Consider the following 19,718-nt stretch of genomic DNA (forward strand, 5'->3'; position numbering starts at 1 on the left):
AGGTAAGCAACATCAACTATATAAGAGCTTCTCGAATACAATTCATATTTTTTTAAAGCTTTTTATAGGTTATTTTGCTCCAAACAAAAACCTGGTAAAAACTCTCCACAGTGAAACTCTTGTCCGTAGCATTCTATAGAAAAAACTTTTATCCAATCTATGCTTTTCTTGAGTCAGCTCATCTATAAGAATCTCTGGAGAACAGTATTGTAATGTTTTAGGACTTATATACCTAGGATACAAGATATAAGCTGCTGCGATCATCTGAGAAAGAGTAAGTTTTCTATTACGCCTAGGCTCAGTTCGGAAATCTTTAGTTAATCCCCATCCTGCATAAAATGGCATACCATATGTGACTACTTTTTTCCCGTATAATAATCCTTCAAAACCAACTAAAGACGTCATAGTATGCACCTCATTAACTGCTTGGAGTATAGATGCTACAGAAACATCACTGATTATAGAGTCACAGTAAACTTTAGCTTCTTGGATTGTGACATCCCCTTTTCTATTTTTGCTTAAAACATCTGGGTGAGGCTTATAGACAATATATGCATCTGGATTATTTCTTCTAACTTTCTTAAGCAACTCAAGATTAGTCATCCCTTTTGCACCATACTCAATAGAAGCATCTGTTTCAACTTGACCAGGAACAAGTATTTTAATCTTATCATATGGCAAATCTAAACTCTTATGTGATGTATTATTATATTTAGAAAGCTTACTTTGCAATATTTTTTGGTGCAAACGTCCTGCTTGGCTCAAAATCTCGTCATCAAAATCATAGGTATTTAAAATATTTTCCAACCTACTAGGCTTAGTCGCATCAAAATATATTCCTGCATCATCTAAAACTAAAGAATATGGCCTAGTAAAATTAGACCCTATACTTATAGAACGAATAAAACCATCTTCCACTCGGGTAATATTAATTTTATTTTTTATTGCAAATTCTTCCACTTCTGGAAAGCTTTTTCGCCCCCAAATAAATATCTGACTTTCTTTATCAAGACCTCTTCGAATAGCTTTTCTGTAAGATGATAGCCAAGAAAATGAAGGATTTATGAAAAACACATTTTCAGATTTATACTCTTTAAGAAATGATAAAATAAAATCATGTTTCCATTTAGAGAAACCAAATAAATAAACCTTTTTATCACTTTTCAAACTCAATGACCTATATTTATAAATAGTTTTTATAGTATCTATAATATCACTCTCTTTCTTAGAATATGGATTATAGTATCTTGTATACAAAATATAACTCGCTGCAAAAACTTCTTCAACAGATAATTTTCTTTTCCTTCTCTCACAAGTGATTCTATCATTGGTAATTCCCCAACCAGCATAAAATGGCATCCCAAAACACACGCATTCACAGCCAACAAGTAGAGCCTCAAACCCCATCCCTGAAGTTTTTGTATAAACTTTATCAAAATATTTAAGCAAAGATATTGGATTTACATTTTCTGAAATAATAGTCACTCTATTACTTATATTATCAACTCTTATATCTGAGCCTTTCTTACCGCTTAAAACATCTGGATGAACTTTCAGATAGATTTTAGCATTAGGGTTTTCTTCGATTGCTTCTCTAATCATATAATCAGTAGTAAACTGATTGGCTAAGCCATATTCAAGACTACTATCTCCAGCTGTTTGAGTTATAATGAGAATATTTTTTTTGCGCACCATGTCTTTCTGAACTTGATTCAGAATCTCTTTACTTCTCAACCCATATCTTCCGCAAAAACTCTGATCCACATCCGGAGCATTGTTATATTTAGAAATATTATACTTTTTTATTAAAAATATCGCTTCTCTAGCCTTTGTCATAAGAGCATTATCTGCTAAAAAATCATAAGAATTTAAAATATTTTCTAATTTACTTGGTACTGTAGCATCATAATAAATACCCACATCATCTTCTACTAAACTAAAGCTAGAACTATTATCAATACCAAGTCCTACAGAGCGAATAAAACCATCTTCTAAGAGAACATATGAGGAATTATGTTTTTTTGCTAGTTCTACAGCCTTACGCCCTGATTTTTTGCGACCCCAGCCATAAAAACAAGTGTGATCTTTTTTAAAAAAAATATACCTCTTAATATATAAAAAATTTTTTACATTTTCTATAAGGCTAGATGATGTGGTATATTTCATACAAAAAGTAGCCCCTTTCCTTGCCAGCTTTTTAAAATCTCTTTTTCTCTTACCCAATTATGTCTCTCACTAGGCATATATTCAGCACTCGAAAAATGGTAGCTTTCTTTATCTAAATCCAAATCAAATCCAACAGCACTTATCTCATTCCAACTACCTCGTATACAAAATAAGTAATACAACATCATAATACCAGAACTTGGAGGAGAACCACAAAGCTTAACTAGATATTTCCAAACATATAATGGAAAGTCTATTGTATTTAACTTTTTCTTGCCTAAAAAAAGTTTTCTTACACTTTCTTTGTACAAAACTTGAGGCCCACTTATAACTCTCCATTTTGAACTTCTAGATAGATCTCTATCTCTGAAGGCTGGTGAACATACCCATATATCTATTTTATTACCCCTAAACTTATTGAAACCATCAAACCAATCATTAAACCTTATCACAAACTCATGTGCATCAATATATTCATTTAAATCTTTTTTTATTAATGCATTACCCACCACACATATGTTTTTAGCATAAGAAATATCATTTAGAAAATTAATATTTTTCTCTTCATTCATACATTTCTCAAATTCATTCTTTAAATCTCTTACAATTTGATCATATTTATAATTAATTTTATAATTTTTCTTAACAAGATTATTATACTGCCTTTCATTAAGGTGGTAACCAAGATCTCTACGAAAAACACAATAATCAATATACCTATTAAATGATTTTCTATGGATATATGCTTTTTTATACAATTCTAATGTTTTTAAACTATACTCCCCAGCATTTCTCTTATTTACAGCTATCTTGTGAAAATACTTTTCTCTACCTTTTTTATACTTACTCATACTAAGCTCTTTTGATACAAAACGATTTAGAGATGTAGCAACACTATAGATATTTGCCTTTTCTATTATTTTACTCCTAAGATTATTTACTATATACTTATAATATCTTTTATCTTTATATAGCATATCTAAAAGAGTTTTCCATTCACTCAAATCTTTTGCTATAATCGCACCGCTATCTACAAACCTCCTATTATCCCAAATGTCTGAACATAATGTTGGTGCATTAAAATATGCTGCCTCTATAACTTTCAAAGCTGATTTACATTCAGTAAAAGGAGTAATTTCTAATGGTGCTATATTCAACCATATATTTTTAAATCTTTTATAATATTCACCAAAAGACACTTTATTATAGAAAAATATTCTTTTATGCATTAATTTTTGAGTTTGGCAAATTGCACCACATATATGCAATTCGACATCACTATATTTATTAATAAAATCGGCTAATATTTTCTCCACGATTAGTAAATCTTTATCGTGGCTTTTCGTTCCTGGAAAATATGTAATCTTCTTAATTCTTAACTTACTTTCTTCAAAGCTTTTGCCTAACCAGTTATAGTGGAAACTATTCGTTAAAAGATATTTTTTGATCTTTGGAAAGATATAGTCACACTTATCCATTAATGGTTTTGTTGAAAATGTACATATTTTAAAAAGTTGAAGAGCTTTTTTATTTCTCGTATACATTTTTCTTACTTTTTTTAAGGATAAGATTCCATTAATCACCGCGGGGCTATATTTTGCCCAAGTATAGTCAAAAATTAAATCATCAAAATCTGCGATACAAAGAGTTCTCTTTTTTGAAGCGATTTTAACAACCAAAGATAATTTCCACGAATATGACGGTCTATGAAAAACTATAACATCAACGCTGCTATTTAATAAGAAAGGTAATTCACTTATATGACAGATTGTAACCTTTGACCCAATACTTTCCAAAGCTAGCGATAAATTTTCGCATCTATATATAAAAGATGGATCCTTCATATATAAACGGCTATTTTTATTACATGCTACAAAAAAATAATGCATTTTTACCTATATAAAAATTTAAGTAAATACCAATCAATTGTTTTAATAATACCAGTATCAAAGTTTTCATCTGCCTGCCAACCTAATTCTTTTTCAAGCTTAGTAGCGTCTATAGCATAACGTCTATCATGCCCAGCTCTATCCTCGACAAAAGTAATTTGTTCTTTATATGACTTAGTTTTAGGTACGCGCTCATCAAGTATAGAACATATTCTATCTACTATCTGTAAATTAGTCCTCTCATTTCTACCGCCGATATTGTATGTTTCTCCCTTTTTACCATTATGGTATACTAAATCTACCCCTTTACAATGGTCTAACACATACAACCAATCACGGATATTTTTACCATCGCCATATATTGGTATTGGATTACCTTTTAAAGCATTTCTAATAATTGTTGGAATTAATTTTTCATCATGTTGTTTAGGACCATAATTATTTGAACAGTTTGTAATCACACAATCCATACCAAATGTTTCCACATACGATCTAACAATCATATCTGAAGATGCTTTAGATGCTGAGTATGGCGAGTTAGGCGCATAAGGTGTTGCTTCTGTAAATAAATCATTTGGATCATCTGAAAGTGTTCCATACACTTCATCAGTAGAGATATGATGAAATCTACACTCTTCATATCCATCCTTATATCTAAATGGCTTTTCCATCCAATATTTCTTAGCCACATCTACTAATGTATAAGTACCATTTACATTAGTTTGTACGAATAGACCTGGGTTTTTAATAGAATTATCTACATGTGATTCGGCTGCAAAATGTATCACTCCACGAATATTATATTCTTCAAAAATAAACTCAATTAAATCCCTATTACAAATATTTCCTTTAATAAACTTATATCTGTGGTGATCTTCAACCTCTGTCAAATTAGCTAAATCACCAGCATAGGTTAGCAAATCAATATTTACAATATTATAATCCCGATACTTATCTAAAAAATATGGTACAAAATTAGCCCCTATAAATCCCGCACAGCCTGTAACTAATATTGTTTTATTTGTATTATTAAACATTTTTTTATAAATCCTTTTGTAGTCTTTTTATACAGTCACTTAATGAATCCTTCCAATATGGAATAGATATTCCAAAATGCTGTTTTATCTTTTTCTTATTTAATAAACTATAATGTGGTCGCTTTGCAGGTGTTGGAAAATCTATTGTTTCAATAGGATTAATTTCACAATTCAATTTTGCTAACGTCATAATTTCTTTAGCAAAATCATACCAACTTAATACTCCTTCATTAGAGTAGTTATATATTTTCACACTTTCATTATCAAGCTTAGGCAATATTTTTAGTATAGTCATAGCTAAATCTTTAGCATAAGTAGGAGAGCCTACTTGATCAAAAATCACACCTAAAGAATTTTTATCTTTACCTAAACGCAACATAGTTTTGACAAAGTTAGTACCAAAATATGAATACACCCAAGAAGTTCTAATAATTATTGATTTCTTTGGGTTTATACTTTGTATAGCCATCTCACCAGCTAACTTAGTAGAGCCATAAACACTCTGCGGATTTGTTTTATCGTTCTCAAGATAAGGCTTAAAGCTTTCACCATTAAAAATATAATCCGTAGATATATGTATTAATCTCAAATTATGCTCTTTCGCAATTTTAGCCATATTTACAACAGCTAGATGATTTACTTTATTAGCCATTTCATAATCTGATTCTGCTTTATCAACAGCCGTATATGCTGCACAATTAATAATAGCATCTATATTATTGTTCAGAATAAATTCTTTTACAGCTTCATTATCACTAACATCTAAAAAATCTCTAGAAATAAAATAAAACTTATATTTTTGTTCTTCGATTCTTAGGCTTTGAGCAAGCTCTTTAATTTCAGATCCTAGCTGTCCATTACTTCCAGTTACAAGAACATTCATACATCATTTCCAACTTATCTTATTTATAGTAATTAACACCATATTCAAACAAATCTTTTGTTTGTGAAAGCTTAGGCTGTGCCTTGTCTTTTGTTGACAATCTTAAATCTGAATTTGGAACTTGCCAATCTATAGCAATATCGCTATCATCAAATGCTATACCTCTATCACATTCTGGTGAATAGTAACTATCTACCTTATAAGCAAATATAGTATCATCCTCTAATACCACAAAACCATGAGCAAAACCTCTTGGGACTAGTAATTGCTTTTTGTTCTCAGCACTTAACTCAACTGCAACATGCTTACCAAAAGTAGGACTGCCTTTCCGAATATCTACCGCCACATCAAGAACGCGTCCCTGTATAACTCTTACAAGCTTAGTTTGTGCATGTGGAGCCAACTGATAATGTAAGCCTCTTATTACACCATAGGAGCTTTTTGACTCATTATCCTGACAAAAATTAATTTTATAACCTAAAAAGTCAAACAATTTATCCTCACGGAAAGTTTCAACAAAGTATCCTCTATCATCTCCATGAACTGTTGGCTCACAGATTATTATATCTGCAATAGCTGTACGCGTAAAATTCATCGCTCTATAGTCCCTTCTTCTGCTCTTCTTATAAGATATTGGCCATACTGATTTTTCTTAAGAGGTTGCGCTAATTCTAAAAGTTTCTCTTTTGAAATATAGCCCATTTCATAAGCTATCTCTTCAAGACATGCTACCTTTAAACCCTGTCTATGTTCTATAGTCTGAATAAAGTTACTAGCTTCAAGCATACTCTCATGCGTACCTGTATCCAACCATGCATGCCCTCTGCCCATAGTTTTAACTTTTAGTCTTTTTTCTTCAAGGTATATTTGATTTAAACTAGATATTTCTAACTCTCCACGCTCTGATGGTTTAACCATTTTTGCTTTTTCAACGACATCATTCGGATAAAAATACAATCCTACTACTGCATAATTAGATTTTGGATTTTTTGGCTTTTCTTCAATACTTACAACATTACCATCAGCATCAAAATCTGCCACCCCATATCTATGTGGATCATTTACTCTATAACCAAAAACTGTACCTACATTTGCATCTTTAGCATTTACAATAGCCTTTGTAAGCAGCTTGTACAAACCATGGCCATAAAAAACATTATCTCCTAAGATCAAACAAGCATCATCACCTGCTAGGAACTTTTCTGCTAATATAAATGCTTGAGCTAAACCATCTGGGTTAGGTTGTATTACGTATTCTAATTTAATACCCAAATCTGAGCCATCTCCTAAAAGATTTTTGAAACTAGGTTGATCAGCCTCCGTAGTAATAATTAGAACTTCCTTCAAACCAGCTAGCATCAACACAGATAATGGGTAGTAAATCAATGGTTTATCATATATCGGAGTTAATTGCTTACTCACACCTTTAGTTATTGGATATAACCTCGTACCACTGCCACCAGCCAATATTATCCCTTTCATATACTTATTCCTTTCACCCTTTACAAATTTTATCTATTATTCTAAATCTTTTTTTAGCACTTCTAAAACACTAAGAGCATTAATTATCTCATTTTTAGGAATTGATAAAAAAGATGTCAACGATTTTTTGAGCTGTGTAGTAGAGATATTTTTTGTCCTTTCTAAGTAACAAACATCACAAAAATCTTTTAGAAAGTCAAATTCTCCTTTCCAATCATCACCTATTGCAAAAATATCTATATTATACTTTTGAACATCTTCAATCTTTTGCTCCCAAGTTTCTTCAGGAATAACTTTTTTAACAAATTTTATACTTTCTACAACTTCAGCTCTTTGCTCATATGGGATTAAAACTTTTTTATTTTTTTTTTGATTAAATTCATCAGTAGACACTGCTACAATAACTTCTTCAGCCATTCTAGAAAGCCTCTCCAGTAGTCTTAAATGTCCAATATGAAACATATCAAAAGTTCCATAAGTAATAATTCTTTTCTTTTTCATTTACTATCTCTCTATCTGGTTTATACAATCAACAATCCTTTTTGAACTTTTACCATCTGTAAATTTATGAAAGATCTGCTTTTTAATAAAATATGAACTATCATTTGGCTTATAACCATTATAATGATACTTCTGCAAAGATTCTATTAATTGTTCTACATTATCACAAATATCACCAGGAAATACAAAGTTCAAATCATAAAACGTTCCTCTTTCCTTTTCTCTATAAGCTTCATAATCATATGCAAAACTTATCATTGGTTTATTTGTCAGCATAAAATCAACAAAACAACTTGAATAATCTGTTATTAATAAATCAGTTTTTCTATATATAGGCTCTATAGTCTCAAATTTGGCACTCCCCATATTAATCACATTTGAGTTTACTAATTGTGAACTATAACTATTAGATGTATCAGCCATGTGTTCTCTAATCCCTAGGACAAGATTATTTTTTTCTAAATATTTATACAAAACTTTCTTTTCTTCTTCAGAAAAGTTATAGTAAGCTTCTTTTTGAGCATTTCTAAATGTTGGAGCATATAATATCAGCTTTCTGCCATCTAAAATCCTATTAAGTCTACATATATCATCACGAAGCTCTTTAGGTAAATCACTCTCTTGCTTTATAATAAAGTCATGTCTCGGCAGACCTGTTAACCAAATATCACTATACTTTAAAGGATAGAAACTAGCAGACATTGCTAACCTATCTATATCCGAAGACGATATCACAGCATAGCACTTAGAATTATGAACATTAATTATGCTGTCTAATTTGCTCTGTGTATCCAGAGAAGCAACACCTATTCTTTTAAAAGGTATTCCATGCCAAAGATTTATGAACTTATGCTTTTTGTCATCTAATGGAAAAGGAATATTAATAACTGGTGAATGCTTAACAAATAAAAACTCAGAAACTAATAAATATTCCTGAGACTTTTTACTATAAAGAGGTAAAATTTCAACATTAGTACCGTCCACATTTACATGCCTACTTCTAAAAAGTATTATTTTTTTTATTTTACTGTCATTTTTAACCTCTTCAAAAACTGCTCTGGTATTATCATCAAAGCCATGATTATACGCACACACAGGAAATATCCATACCCCTTTTTTAACTTTAGATTTCTTATCTAGTTCAGAAAATTCAACATCAGTAAAAAGTTCTCCATAATTATCAATATTAAGATTTTTATATAATTTTGATGCATCAGCTACTCTATAGACATTACTTCTAATAGGCGCAATATCCAAGCTTGGTCTAAGTTTTTGTAATTCATCCTCCCATGTGTATAATTTTTTTTCTTTATAATGATTTTCTGTCAAAAAAAATCTTTTAAAAAAAGGAAAACCTTTTTTAATCATTTTATAAATATTATTTGTATACACAGGCTGAAATGGATATAAATGATCCATAAAAGTTTCAAAATCGTAACCGCTTGATATAAGATATTTAGTAAGACCTATCTCATATTTCATAATCAATCTTTTTTTATCTTTTTGTTTAGATATATTGTTAATAAAATTCTGAAACTTTTTATCTTTTATAACATTTTTTCTAAATGATAAAAAGTATGAACCAATATGAAAATCAAACAAATTCTCTTGAAAATAATCTTTTAAATAATTTTCCTTTATTTTTGAAATCAATATTTCCTTTTTGAATTTATTTGAAGGTTTATTCCTTGTAGCATATAACCCCTTTGTTGCTTGCATACCCCACCATGAAGTTTCTTTCGAATCCATTTTTTTAAACACTTCATCAAGAGAATTTATAAGGTAACTACTATCATTTACAAACAATAACTCATCATACTTTTCTATCTCATTCCATCCTATATGATATTTAGCTAATCTTTTATAAGAACCAAAATCATATTCTCCGTGCCTATATGCCCAAGCTCCTTTAACATAAGGCTTCAACTTCTCAATTTGTTCATCTTGAAGCTGACTATCACTTAAAAAATAAACATCACAATAATTTGAAAGTTCTTTTATAAAAATAATTACACTCTCATCAATAACACCATCTTTATCATAACCTGCAAAAAGACAAATTCTTTTAGGATTTTCCTTTAATACTATCTTTTTCTTTAACTTTGGGTAATCTGGTTTTAATTTATAACCTTTCTTCTTACCTATAAGTTCATAATGTAATATAGGATTTATATCATGAATAGAGTTTTGTAAATATTCCTCCTGATACCAGTAAACATCTATCTTATAACTTGGTAATCTATTCTCTTTCCAGCCAAAATTACAGTAATGTAATATAGGATCAACTTTAGCTTTAGCAATATCAACATATTCATCAAGATAAAATGACTGATCAAATAAACCACTATTTTTAACAATTTCTTTGGAATAATTCATAGATTGAATTTGTTGAATAGCTATACTCTCTATTGAGCGTTCTTGCCAAACGTATGCTCTAGAACCTTTTAACTTATCTAAAATCAAATTTTTGTTTTCAATAATATTACAAAGCTCTTCAAACCATCTATTATTATTAACTCTTACTGAATATTCCCCAATTTTTTCACCACTATATGGTGTTAATTCTGATAAAACTGGTAATATACCAATAGCCAAGTAATCTAAAAATTTTATATCTGTTTTACATATATTAAAATCATCATCTACTAATGGAGCAATACCAACATGATAACCTGTTAGCTTATCCATTATTTTCATAAAATCGTAGTAAGAAATATTCTTATCAGAAAATTTAATAAACTTAAGCCAAGAATTTTCTTTCTCAGTAGACACCCCTCCTAGTACAGAAACCTCAAACTTATCAGGATATTTTTCATATAATTTTTCAAATGCTGGATAAGCTAAACTATAAAAATCATCTTCATGCGTTCTAGTACCCATATATAAAAACTTTATTTTATCTTTTATTTCTATATTCTGGGATGCTGAAAATTTATTTGGCCAAAACCTAGGATCAAGTGCATTGGGTATTACCAATTGTTTCTTGCAAGTACTCTTATAGAAATTCTTAACTTTTTCAGTAGAAAACCAATTAACTGCCGCATTATTCAACAAAAACTTAATTATTTTTGAAAGATTCTGGATATATTGACTATTTTTATGCCTAGTTGTATTTCCTAGAGCATCATCAACATCAACAATCAATTGAATATTATTTGCTTTTAAAAAAGATACTAGTTCAACAGCCTTTGAATAATCTGTAACAGCATATCTTTGGACTATACATACATTGTAACCGATAATATCTGACAAATTATATTTATCTTCTAGCACATCAAACTCAACCTTATGTTTAATATACCCTAGTGTTAGTGGACTTATAATTCTTATATATGATGAAGCCTCACCTTTCTTAATTCCACCCGGAATAATAGCACACACCCTAATCTTTTCAGTAATACTGACATTATTAACACAATTTTCTTCTGTTGTATTGATTATATGAGTATTACTTGTTATATGTTCATTTATTGAGCCAGTTTTTTGAAATAGTCTTCCTTCAGCGATTTTAATGTTAGAATTAATAATGGTTGATAGAAATGGTTCCTGCTGTTTAAGCTGCCTATATAATGATAAAGCTTTCTCATAATTGCCTTCCATAAGCTCCATATTTGCTTTCTTCAATAAACTCATAACAACAAATCCTCCTTAAAATAAATATCAGGAGAAACACATCCTTCTCTATTTATATACTTTTCAACATTTATTATTTTATTCATATATTCATCAACTATTTTTTTGTAATTTTCTATTAAAATCATATTTTGACAATTAAGATTCTTTACAACCATCAATCCTGTCGGGTAAACATCCAAATATATTATTTCCAAATCTGGTCTATATTTTTCTATTATACTCGACAGTTTCCACACATCTCCCGTCCAATTCCTCGTCCTCCTACTTCTATCAGCTTGAGCAAGATGCCCTGGATAAATATCATCAATTGCAATTACCGTATCTTTTGTAGAATATCTTTCAATATTTATAAAATCTCTTAAAGCATATTCGAACAAATGCATTCCATCGATAAAAGCAAAATCAATAGACTTAGTTAATATTTCATTCGCATTAGTAGCAAAAAAAACATCACTTGTTTTCTGAACAATTTCATGATTAGCCTCCAACTTATGACATATCCTTGGCATAGGATCGATGCCTATTGATCTGCATGTAGCTAAAACCAAACTCCTACCAGTTTCAACACCCACTTCCAAATATAACTTAGGATTCAAAATCTGATGAATTTTTTGTAAAACTTTATATCTATCATCAGTTCCTCTTACAAATTCCTCTTCATTCGTACCTTTTGGAAATGCTCCAATTCTTTTGTAAGCTTGAGAAAGTCTTTCATAAAAAAATTGAGGCATATTTTCTTCCAAACTAGAAGCCACTTGTTGCCAATACCTAATAGCTTCATCATAGTTACGACTATACTGTGCAATTTCAGCTAAACAAATTAATAACAATTGTCTTTTAGAAACAATATCACTAGCTTGCTCTAAAATAGATTTTGTTGTCTTCTTTTCATTTTCAATATATAAAACTTGCTGCTGAAGCTCTTTGTTTTTATTCTCCAATTGGATTCTAGTCTCATTAAGTTCTTTTTTATAATCCCTAACATATACAGCCATGCCCATTGCACAAAAATGATCTTCTAAAAAAGTAACCAATTTAAAATTTTTTGTTCTTAGATAAACTGATAGTTCATCCTCAGAAATTTCTGGAATACCTCTTTTCACAACTCTCGCAGCTATTACTGTTATGCCCAATTGATCTAAATCAAGATCTTTTACTTTATCTAGAGTTCCAATCTGATCGACAATTAAAAATTTAGACCCACCCTTACGAGTATTTTCTTGAAAAAAACCACCTAAACTTTTAGAATGCAATCGTCTGACGGATTGAACCTTAATATCAGGCGTTATACTTTTTAAAATCTCAGGAGATATAGTAGAACTCAAATGCTTAATGTCTACTTCATAAAACTCAACCTCCCCCCCTTTATTCGATAAGATAATCTCGTAGTCACTCCAACTATTTGGAAGACGATTTTTCACTTTATTAGAAATATAATGAATTTTAGCATCATAATTATTTAATACATCAATATAACTAGAGACATCTGATTCTATTAAAATAATATCTGACGGTTCAAATTGATTACATAAATAAGGAAGTATATATCCAATCTTACTCTTAAACATCACTCTCTACCCTTAACATATTTTTTAAAAGCTTTTCTTACTGCAAAAGGCCATGTAAGTAAGCCCAATGGCGTCATAAAACAATGCATAATCTCATTACCAAGATGGTAAGTTAGATGCTTCTTTAGTTTTTCAACCTCATAGTAATCAGCGTAAGTATAAAGTGGTGGAAGTTTAGGTTTACCTTTTTGTTCTCTTGTCCAACGTCTTTTCTCTGCTAAGAGCTTAAACGGCAACTTAAAGCAACCAGAGACACTATTATAATTAGCCATTATCACCACACCTAACCTATAACTAAGATAACCTTTAAATCTATTCGCAGCACCATAACACATAGAAGTTGATTCAACTGGCTTATTTTTTGTTAATTTACCAGTAAGATAAGCTTTCTCGAGCTCTTCTTGCATACTAAGAATTTGACACAACAGTGAATCATTCTCTTCTGCTAATTTTCTCACATTTTCTTCTAACTTATTTCTAGAGTCTAAAACATCACTTTGCTGTTTAATTTTTTGCTCCAGATCAGAATTTTTTTGCTCCAAATCAGAATTTTTTTGCTCCAAATCAGAATTTTTTTGCTCCAGATCAGAATTTTTTTGCTCCAGATCAGAATTTTTTTGCTCCAGATCAGAATTTTTTTGCTCCAGATCAGAATTTTTTTGCTTATATTCAATTTCTAAATTCTTTCTAGCTTCATCTATCTTTTTATTTTGCTCTGTTAATAGTTTTGTCTGATCTACAACATTATTTAGCCTTTTTTCAATATCATTCTTTTGTTTCTCTAAGTTCTGTAACTGTGATTTTACCACATTTTTATCTTTATATAACTTCTCCAATTCCTCCTGTCCTTGAAATAAGCTTTCCATCAGAATCTCATTTTCATCACCAGCCTGCTTCAACTTCATATCTATCTTATTTTTCTGCTCTTTTATACTAGAGTTTTCAACATTTAATACTTGTAGTTGCTTTTCACTTTGCTGGCATTTTACCTCGAGGTTTTTAACAACCTTAATATCACTATTCCTTTTAATTAGAGCATTAACAATACACTCTTGATTATCATTATTGTCATAACCCACATAATCTTGTGGCAGTACAGCTACAGATTGCAACTCATCAAACATATCTGTAAGTTGTGTATTCTTCTTGATTAACTGTTCAATTAGATAATCACTAACCTCATCATAACCTGAGCTCTTTTTTTCTTTGTCATCTACATTTACTACGGCGTCAGTCGATAAGATATTTACTAGTGACAGCTGACTCTCTAACTGCTCAATATACTCCTTAGCATTACAACTAACTTGTTCCGAACTTACCAATATTGACTCCTCAATATTTTGATAAAAGAACTGTAGTAGAGCCTCATTATACTTAATATAATCAGATATCTTATCTTGTAATAACTTATTAGAAATATCAGCAACACCATTCAGTAATCGTTTGATAAAACTCTGTGGTGAATTATACACAAGTATAAAAGCCAAATTTGGGTCTACCTCCCTCCAATAGTTCAATATTGATACGGCATCAGAGTCAGACCAACCCCACAGCTTATTATCCATATTACTCATCATAAGATCCAGTGCCAAATTATTCCACACTGGAGCCACCTCTAGTTGATCATACGATTGCTCACTAACATTATTAGACTTCTTAATAACCTTTGAAATCTCTGTTGCCCTGAGCTGCTCTTTTCTAAGATCAGCTGCCTTAACCATACCACCACTATTAAGCAACCTCTCAACTCTCTCGTATCCAGATAACTGATGACCCACTATCAGCAATCTATTCACATTCTTCGATTTATACTTACCAACTTGATCTATATCTTTTGATTCATATCTAATAACTTGTCTTCGATTTCTCATACAACATCCTTTTCATTCACCCTAAATAGGCGCGATAAATACTCTAGCAGCAAATGCTATCTGGAATACTATCTGTGCTATCGTAGCCATTATAGGTAGTGCCTCCGACATACCCTCATTTGGTACTATTATCTGATCTCCAGGTCTAACTGCCACAGAATGCGAAAAGAATGATGAGAACATTCCCATACTAACCTTCTCAGCAGTACCATCTTCATGTAACAATAGCACATACCCAGTCTCAGCACTCGGAGTATAGCCACCAACCGCATTTATATAATCTTCTATACCAAACTTCTTATTATAATTAATCGCCATAGGTGCCATAACTTGGCCACTAATTGTAATTACCTGATTCTCATTTGGTATATTAATCACATCATTATTCTGTAGCGCTATCTGTGCCCATTTATCCTTAGGTCCTACTATAACTTGACCCTTCGGCTGGACTTTCTTAGCTTTCTCTACAAATGTCGATACTAAGCCTGCATACTGCTGTTGCATCGCTAAACCATCTTTTGTCAATGCACTCTTTGTGTATGCCTGTTGTTCAAGATAATTCAAACTCGCATTAATAGCAGCCTTCTGTGCTGCAGCTACACTCTTTCTAAATAACTGTAAATTATTAACATCTGCCGTTGATCTAAACTTCAACCTCTCAACCACATCTTCCAATGTAGTGCCTAAAGGAACAACAAACTGATGTGGCCCTAAAATAGCCCCACTAACTGAAACTGTTAACTGTTTAATATTTTGATCCGATGTCAACGTAACATCTTCACCACCCTCTATTGTTTGACCTACAACGTCACTAAGCGGAATATATTTATTCGTAGGATTTAAACCTCTATTATCTTCTATAAGCACATAAGTAGCATCAGGTTTAGCACCAGCCAACTTAATCAAACTAGATAATTCAAATTTACCATCTTTAGGTTCATATAAAGCAGGAGTCTTAACCTGTCCTATAACACTGATAGATGCTTCTTTTGGCCTAACAACTATACTGTCACCTTGTTGAAGCTGAGAAAATGGCATAACACCATCTAATAGAAAGTTATACAAATCTATATGCGATATAACTTTACCATTTCTAACTAAATCAACATGTCTAAAACTACCCTGTTTAGTTAATATACCTCCAGCCTTACATAAAAAGTAAAGTGCCGAATCTGATGACATACCATCATACAAACCAGGCTTAGCAACATAACCAGACACAAAAACCTGCACAGGTTGTGCACTCATTAAATTGGCATATACAGTGACATTCTTCTCAAATGTCTTCTTCAAAGCAGCGCTTATTACATGATTAAGCTCTTTATTAGGAACATCCGCAACGTGTACAGGACCAACTTTAGGAATAAATATATTACCTTGGCTATCCACTTGAGCAACTGTTGTATATTCATATGCTCCCCATATAGATAATGATATCTTATCTCCTATACTTATTAGATAATTGGGATTATATAATGCAATCTGAGGTAATCCTAAGCATTGATTACTAAATAAATTAGCCCCAAATACATTCAAATGCATTAGTTGACCAATATTGTCTTCATTTATAATCTTGTTAGAAAACTGACTACCATCCTTATCCTCTATCCTGTGTCCAGGATCCATCGCCGTAACTGATGCTAAACCTGCATCCATTGACCTAGGAGGATTTTTTTTTGAATCTGGCAAACCAGCCCCATCAGCTGCAAGCGTATCAAACTCTCCCATACCTGGAATGGTAAGATCTGAAGCAGCATAAGAGATTACCACAACAGCAAAAACAAAAAACAAAGTTAAAACTAATTTTCTAGTCATAGAATCCTAAGAACTTCTGCTATAGATAAATAATAAAATATGTAGTATATTATTACTTAAAGTTTTTGTAAATTCAATTTAAAAATAATTTAACAACAACATAATTTAACATTATTAAAAAGTAAGTGATTAAATACCAACATGTCAGAACTAAAAAAAAACTTAATTCAACATAAAAATGTCATCTGGGCTCTTCTAAACCGCGAAGTAACAACAAAGTTCGGCGATAGCTATTTCAGTTACGCATGGATAATAATAGAACCAATATTACAAGTGGGAATTTTTTTTGTTATTTTCTACTGGATGGGGCGTTCAACAGGAAACATACCTATAGTACTTTTTCTTCTGACAGGCATAATCCCATTTTACTTCTTGCAAAAATCTGTTATAGCTTGCTCAAAATCAATATCTTCCAATAAAGGACTACTATCATATAGGCAGGTTAAAATAATAGATACAATTATCGCTAGAATTCTTTTAGAGTGTGCTATAACTTTTTCTGTTTTCATTTTATGCGGCTGCTTAATGACACTATATCTAAATCAAACTATAACTATCTACTATCCATTTAGAATATTTTTCTCCTTTTTTGCATTAATAATGATGTCATTAGGACTCTCTCTTTTATTTGCAATATTAGATTATTATTACATAGACCTAAATAAGTTTTTAGGTATTTTATTTAGGTTTCTATATTTCACATCAGGAGTCTTTTTTAGCCTCAATGATCTTCCACAAAAAGCTGCTTATTACTTTTCTTTTAATCCAATATTTCAATGTATTGAGATAATAAGATCTGCTTTTGATATAAATAATTTACCTCAGTATTTAAGCTATAATTATACAATAACATTTTCAATAGCTTACCTATTCTTAGGCACCTTATTTTACTATGTTGCTAGGAACAATGTATTAAAGAACGATCGCTCAAGGTAATAAAATGATAGAGTTAAAAAATGCTACTAAGTTTTACAATATAAAAGGGAAAAAACATTATATATTAGACAATGTTAGTTATAGATTTCCTTCAGGGAAAAGCATTGGTTTACTTGGAGCAAATGGGGCTGGAAAGTCTACCTTACTGCGTCTTCTAGGAGGTATAGAATTACCTAATGCTGGCAAGATAATAACAACTAGTAGTATATCTTGGCCAGTAGGATTAAGCGCTGGATTCCAAGGTAGCCTAACTGCTAGAGAAAATATAAAATTTGTATGTCAAATACATGGCAAGAATATTAAAGAAGCTAAACGCATAGCCGACTTTGTCTATGACTTTGCAGAAATTGACGATTTCTTTGATATGCCTGTAAAATCATATAGCTCTGGAATGAAAAATAGAGTAAACTTTGGACTCTCGATGGCTTTTGATTTTGATTATTATCTTGTTGATGAAGTAACAGCCGTTGGGGATGCTAAATTTAAAGCAAAAGCAAAAAAAGAGTTTGATAAAAAGAGAAAATCTTCATGTGTAATTATGGTCTCCCATAGCATGAGTGAACTTAAAAAAAATGTAGACATCGGAGTTCTGTTAAAAGATGGAAAAATATCCATCTATGAAAATATAGATGATGCAATAAATGAATACCAAAAATAATTTACAATAAGATAGCATATAGAAAATGAGCAAATTAAGTATACAAAAAATAATATATATATATCAAAGGAAAGTAATTACTATATACAAGAGGTTAAGTAAGCTTTTCAAAACTAAATCATTAAGAAAAAGTTTTATAAATAAGACTAAACTCTTAATAACGACCAGTAATATAACTTTAAGATTTATTAAAAAGCATAGCTTTATTTCAATAGTAATAATACCAACTATGGTATTTGCTTTTTACTATCTTTTCCTAGCAACTCCAAGATATGAAAGTACTGCTATGGTTTCTCTTAATCAAAACAATACTGCAGCACCCGTTGACTCTTCTTTAACAAGCCTAATAGGTGCAGGAAGTAGTCCAAACAATGTGCATAGCTATTTATTAATTGACTATATTCAATCTTCACAAATGCTATATTTCCTGCAAAAAGACCTAAACCTAAAAGCAATGTATCAAAGCAATAAAATTGATTTCTTCTCAAGACTATCTAATGATGCAGATGATCAGGATTTTCTAAAGTATTATAATAAAATGATATCAACAAGTTATAATGAACAATCAAATGCTATAACTATTAATGTACAAGGTTTCACAGCCATACAAGCTAAAAAAATTTTAAGCGATATTGTCAAACGAAGTCAAGATGCTATAGACTATATATCTCATACTCTTGCAGAAAACAGAATGAAATTTAACCGTGAACAACTTGATGAGATAAAGAAAAGAGCTCTTGATGCTCAAGACCAACTTATTGAATTTCAAAATAAGAAAGGATTTGTTGACCCTGAGAACTCTGTAACTTCAAAAAGTACGGTTATTGCTGACCTCAAAGGCAGGTTATCTACCGCAGAAACAAAACTAACAAACCTAAAATCATATATGAACCCAGAATCTAGTGAAATAAAAGCTACTGAGCAAGAAATTTTAGCACTAAAGACACAAATAGATCGCGAAAAAACTGAGTTCTTAGCTGAAGATCCTAAAGATAAAAAATCAGAATTAGGAGATCTTGTTTCAAATTATCAGTGGCTAAAACTAAATGCTGAGTTCACAATGACCGAATATCAGTCCGCATTACAATCATTTGAAATGGCCAAACTTGACAGCCAAAGCCAGCAGAGTTACTTAGTAGATATAGTAAAACCAACCTTACCCGACTACCCTCAATATCCATCAACCATATACAACTTAATAACAATCTTTTTGATATTAAGTGCATTATATGGTTTAGGTCGTATGATATTGACAATAATAATTGAAAATAGGTAA

The 19,718-nt window shown here is 30.9% G+C and carries 14 protein-coding genes; 3 read left to right on the plus strand and 11 right to left on the minus strand.

All coding sequences use genetic code 11. From position 1 onward, the window contains the following. Positions 1 to 69: 69 nt before the first annotated feature. From F7310_RS10700 to F7310_RS08410, 11 genes are read right to left on the minus strand one after another with little or no spacing between them, the layout of a single operon-like run. Entirely contained in the window at positions 70 to 2,166 is a 2,097-nt protein-coding gene (locus F7310_RS10700) for a capsular polysaccharide biosynthesis protein (RefSeq protein WP_072713150.1), read from the minus strand. Further along, entirely contained in the window at positions 2,163 to 4,010 is a 1,848-nt protein-coding gene (locus tag F7310_RS08365) for a hypothetical protein (RefSeq protein ID WP_158513256.1), read from the minus strand. The genes F7310_RS10700 and F7310_RS08365 overlap by 4 nt, the downstream gene beginning before the upstream one ends. 47 nt (positions 4,011 to 4,057) lie before the next feature. Continuing rightward, complete coding sequence (gene rfbB / locus F7310_RS08370; RefSeq protein ID WP_072713152.1) at positions 4,058 to 5,092, minus strand: dTDP-glucose 4,6-dehydratase; 1,035 nt, start codon at positions 5,090 to 5,092, stop codon at positions 4,058 to 4,060. Positions 5,093 to 5,096: 4 nt separating this feature from the next. Next, complete coding sequence (gene rfbD, locus F7310_RS08375) at positions 5,097 to 5,975, minus strand: dTDP-4-dehydrorhamnose reductase (RefSeq protein WP_072713153.1); 879 nt, start codon at positions 5,973 to 5,975, stop codon at positions 5,097 to 5,099. A 19-nt stretch (positions 5,976 to 5,994) separates the two neighbouring features. After that, positions 5,995 to 6,570 carry a dTDP-4-dehydrorhamnose 3,5-epimerase gene (gene rfbC, locus F7310_RS08380; RefSeq protein WP_072713154.1) on the minus strand — a complete coding sequence of 192 codons (576 nt, stop codon included), beginning with the start codon at positions 6,568 to 6,570 and terminating at the stop codon, positions 5,995 to 5,997. Beyond that, positions 6,567 to 7,457, minus strand: coding sequence for a glucose-1-phosphate thymidylyltransferase RfbA (gene rfbA / locus F7310_RS08385; RefSeq protein ID WP_072713155.1), 891 nt, complete (start codon positions 7,455 to 7,457; stop codon positions 6,567 to 6,569). The genes rfbC and rfbA overlap by 4 nt, the downstream gene beginning before the upstream one ends. 36 nt (positions 7,458 to 7,493) lie before the next feature. Beyond that, entirely contained in the window at positions 7,494 to 7,958 is a 465-nt protein-coding gene (locus F7310_RS08390) for an FAD synthase family protein (protein ID WP_072713156.1), read from the minus strand. A 3-nt stretch (positions 7,959 to 7,961) separates the two neighbouring features. Continuing rightward, positions 7,962 to 11,591: a CDP-glycerol glycerophosphotransferase family protein gene (locus F7310_RS08395; RefSeq protein WP_072713157.1), complete on the minus strand. Its 3,630-nt coding sequence runs from the start codon at positions 11,589 to 11,591 to the stop codon at positions 7,962 to 7,964. Then, entirely contained in the window at positions 11,588 to 13,162 is a 1,575-nt protein-coding gene (locus F7310_RS08400; RefSeq protein WP_072713158.1) for a class I SAM-dependent methyltransferase, read from the minus strand. Before F7310_RS08400 ends, F7310_RS08395 begins: the two co-directional genes overlap by 4 nt. After that, the gene (locus F7310_RS08405) at positions 13,162 to 15,033 is read right to left on the minus strand and encodes a coiled-coil domain-containing protein (RefSeq protein WP_072713159.1); all 1,872 of its coding nucleotides are present in this window, start codon (positions 15,031 to 15,033) and stop codon (positions 13,162 to 13,164) included. Before F7310_RS08405 ends, F7310_RS08400 begins: the two co-directional genes overlap by 1 nt. Before the next feature lie 21 nt (positions 15,034 to 15,054). Continuing rightward, positions 15,055 to 16,848, minus strand: coding sequence for a polysaccharide biosynthesis/export family protein (locus F7310_RS08410; RefSeq protein ID WP_072713160.1), 1,794 nt, complete (start codon positions 16,846 to 16,848; stop codon positions 15,055 to 15,057). A gap of 141 nt (positions 16,849 to 16,989) precedes the next feature. Here F7310_RS08410 and F7310_RS08415 point away from each other — a divergent pair, with 141 nt between their 5' ends. From F7310_RS08415 to F7310_RS08425, 3 genes are read left to right on the plus strand one after another with little or no spacing between them, the layout of a single operon-like run. Beyond that, entirely contained in the window at positions 16,990 to 17,784 is a 795-nt protein-coding gene (locus tag F7310_RS08415) for an ABC transporter permease (protein WP_072713161.1), read from the plus strand. A 4-nt stretch (positions 17,785 to 17,788) separates the two neighbouring features. Next, positions 17,789 to 18,442, plus strand: a complete 654-nt coding sequence (locus tag F7310_RS08420; RefSeq protein WP_072713162.1) for an ABC transporter ATP-binding protein — start codon at positions 17,789 to 17,791, stop codon at positions 18,440 to 18,442. A 25-nt stretch (positions 18,443 to 18,467) separates the two neighbouring features. Continuing rightward, on the plus strand, positions 18,468 to 19,718 hold the full coding sequence (locus F7310_RS08425; protein WP_072713163.1) for a KpsE/RkpR family capsule polysaccharide export protein: 1,251 nt from the start codon (positions 18,468 to 18,470) through the stop codon (positions 19,716 to 19,718).

It is taken from the genome of Francisella uliginis (assembly GCF_001895265.1).
Lineage (GTDB): Bacteria > Pseudomonadota > Gammaproteobacteria > Francisellales > Francisellaceae > Francisella > Francisella uliginis.

Bases quoted from the DNA above. Each gene is read 5' to 3' on its own strand.
- F7310_RS10700 (WP_072713150.1), bottom strand. From the start codon at position 2,166: ATGAAATATACCACATCATCTAGCCTTATAGAAAATGTAAAAAATTTT.
- F7310_RS08365 (WP_158513256.1), bottom strand. From the start codon at position 4,010: ATGAAGGATCCATCTTTTATATATAGATGCGAAAATTTATCGCTAGCT.
- rfbB (WP_072713152.1), bottom strand. From the start codon at position 5,092: ATGTTTAATAATACAAATAAAACAATATTAGTTACAGGCTGTGCGGGA.
- rfbD (WP_072713153.1), bottom strand. From the start codon at position 5,975: ATGAATGTTCTTGTAACTGGAAGTAATGGACAGCTAGGATCTGAAATT.
- rfbC (WP_072713154.1), bottom strand. From the start codon at position 6,570: ATGAATTTTACGCGTACAGCTATTGCAGATATAATAATCTGTGAGCCA.
- rfbA (WP_072713155.1), bottom strand. From the start codon at position 7,457: ATGAAAGGGATAATATTGGCTGGTGGCAGTGGTACGAGGTTATATCCA.
- F7310_RS08390 (WP_072713156.1), bottom strand. From the start codon at position 7,958: ATGAAAAAGAAAAGAATTATTACTTATGGAACTTTTGATATGTTTCAT.
- F7310_RS08395 (WP_072713157.1), bottom strand. From the start codon at position 11,591: ATGAGTTTATTGAAGAAAGCAAATATGGAGCTTATGGAAGGCAATTAT.
- F7310_RS08400 (WP_072713158.1), bottom strand. From the start codon at position 13,162: ATGTTTAAGAGTAAGATTGGATATATACTTCCTTATTTATGTAATCAA.
- F7310_RS08405 (WP_072713159.1), bottom strand. From the start codon at position 15,033: ATGAGAAATCGAAGACAAGTTATTAGATATGAATCAAAAGATATAGAT.
- F7310_RS08410 (WP_072713160.1), bottom strand. From the start codon at position 16,848: ATGACTAGAAAATTAGTTTTAACTTTGTTTTTTGTTTTTGCTGTTGTG.
- F7310_RS08415 (WP_072713161.1), top strand. From the start codon at position 16,990: ATGTCAGAACTAAAAAAAAACTTAATTCAACATAAAAATGTCATCTGG.
- F7310_RS08420 (WP_072713162.1), top strand. From the start codon at position 17,789: ATGATAGAGTTAAAAAATGCTACTAAGTTTTACAATATAAAAGGGAAA.
- F7310_RS08425 (WP_072713163.1), top strand. From the start codon at position 18,468: ATGAGCAAATTAAGTATACAAAAAATAATATATATATATCAAAGGAAA.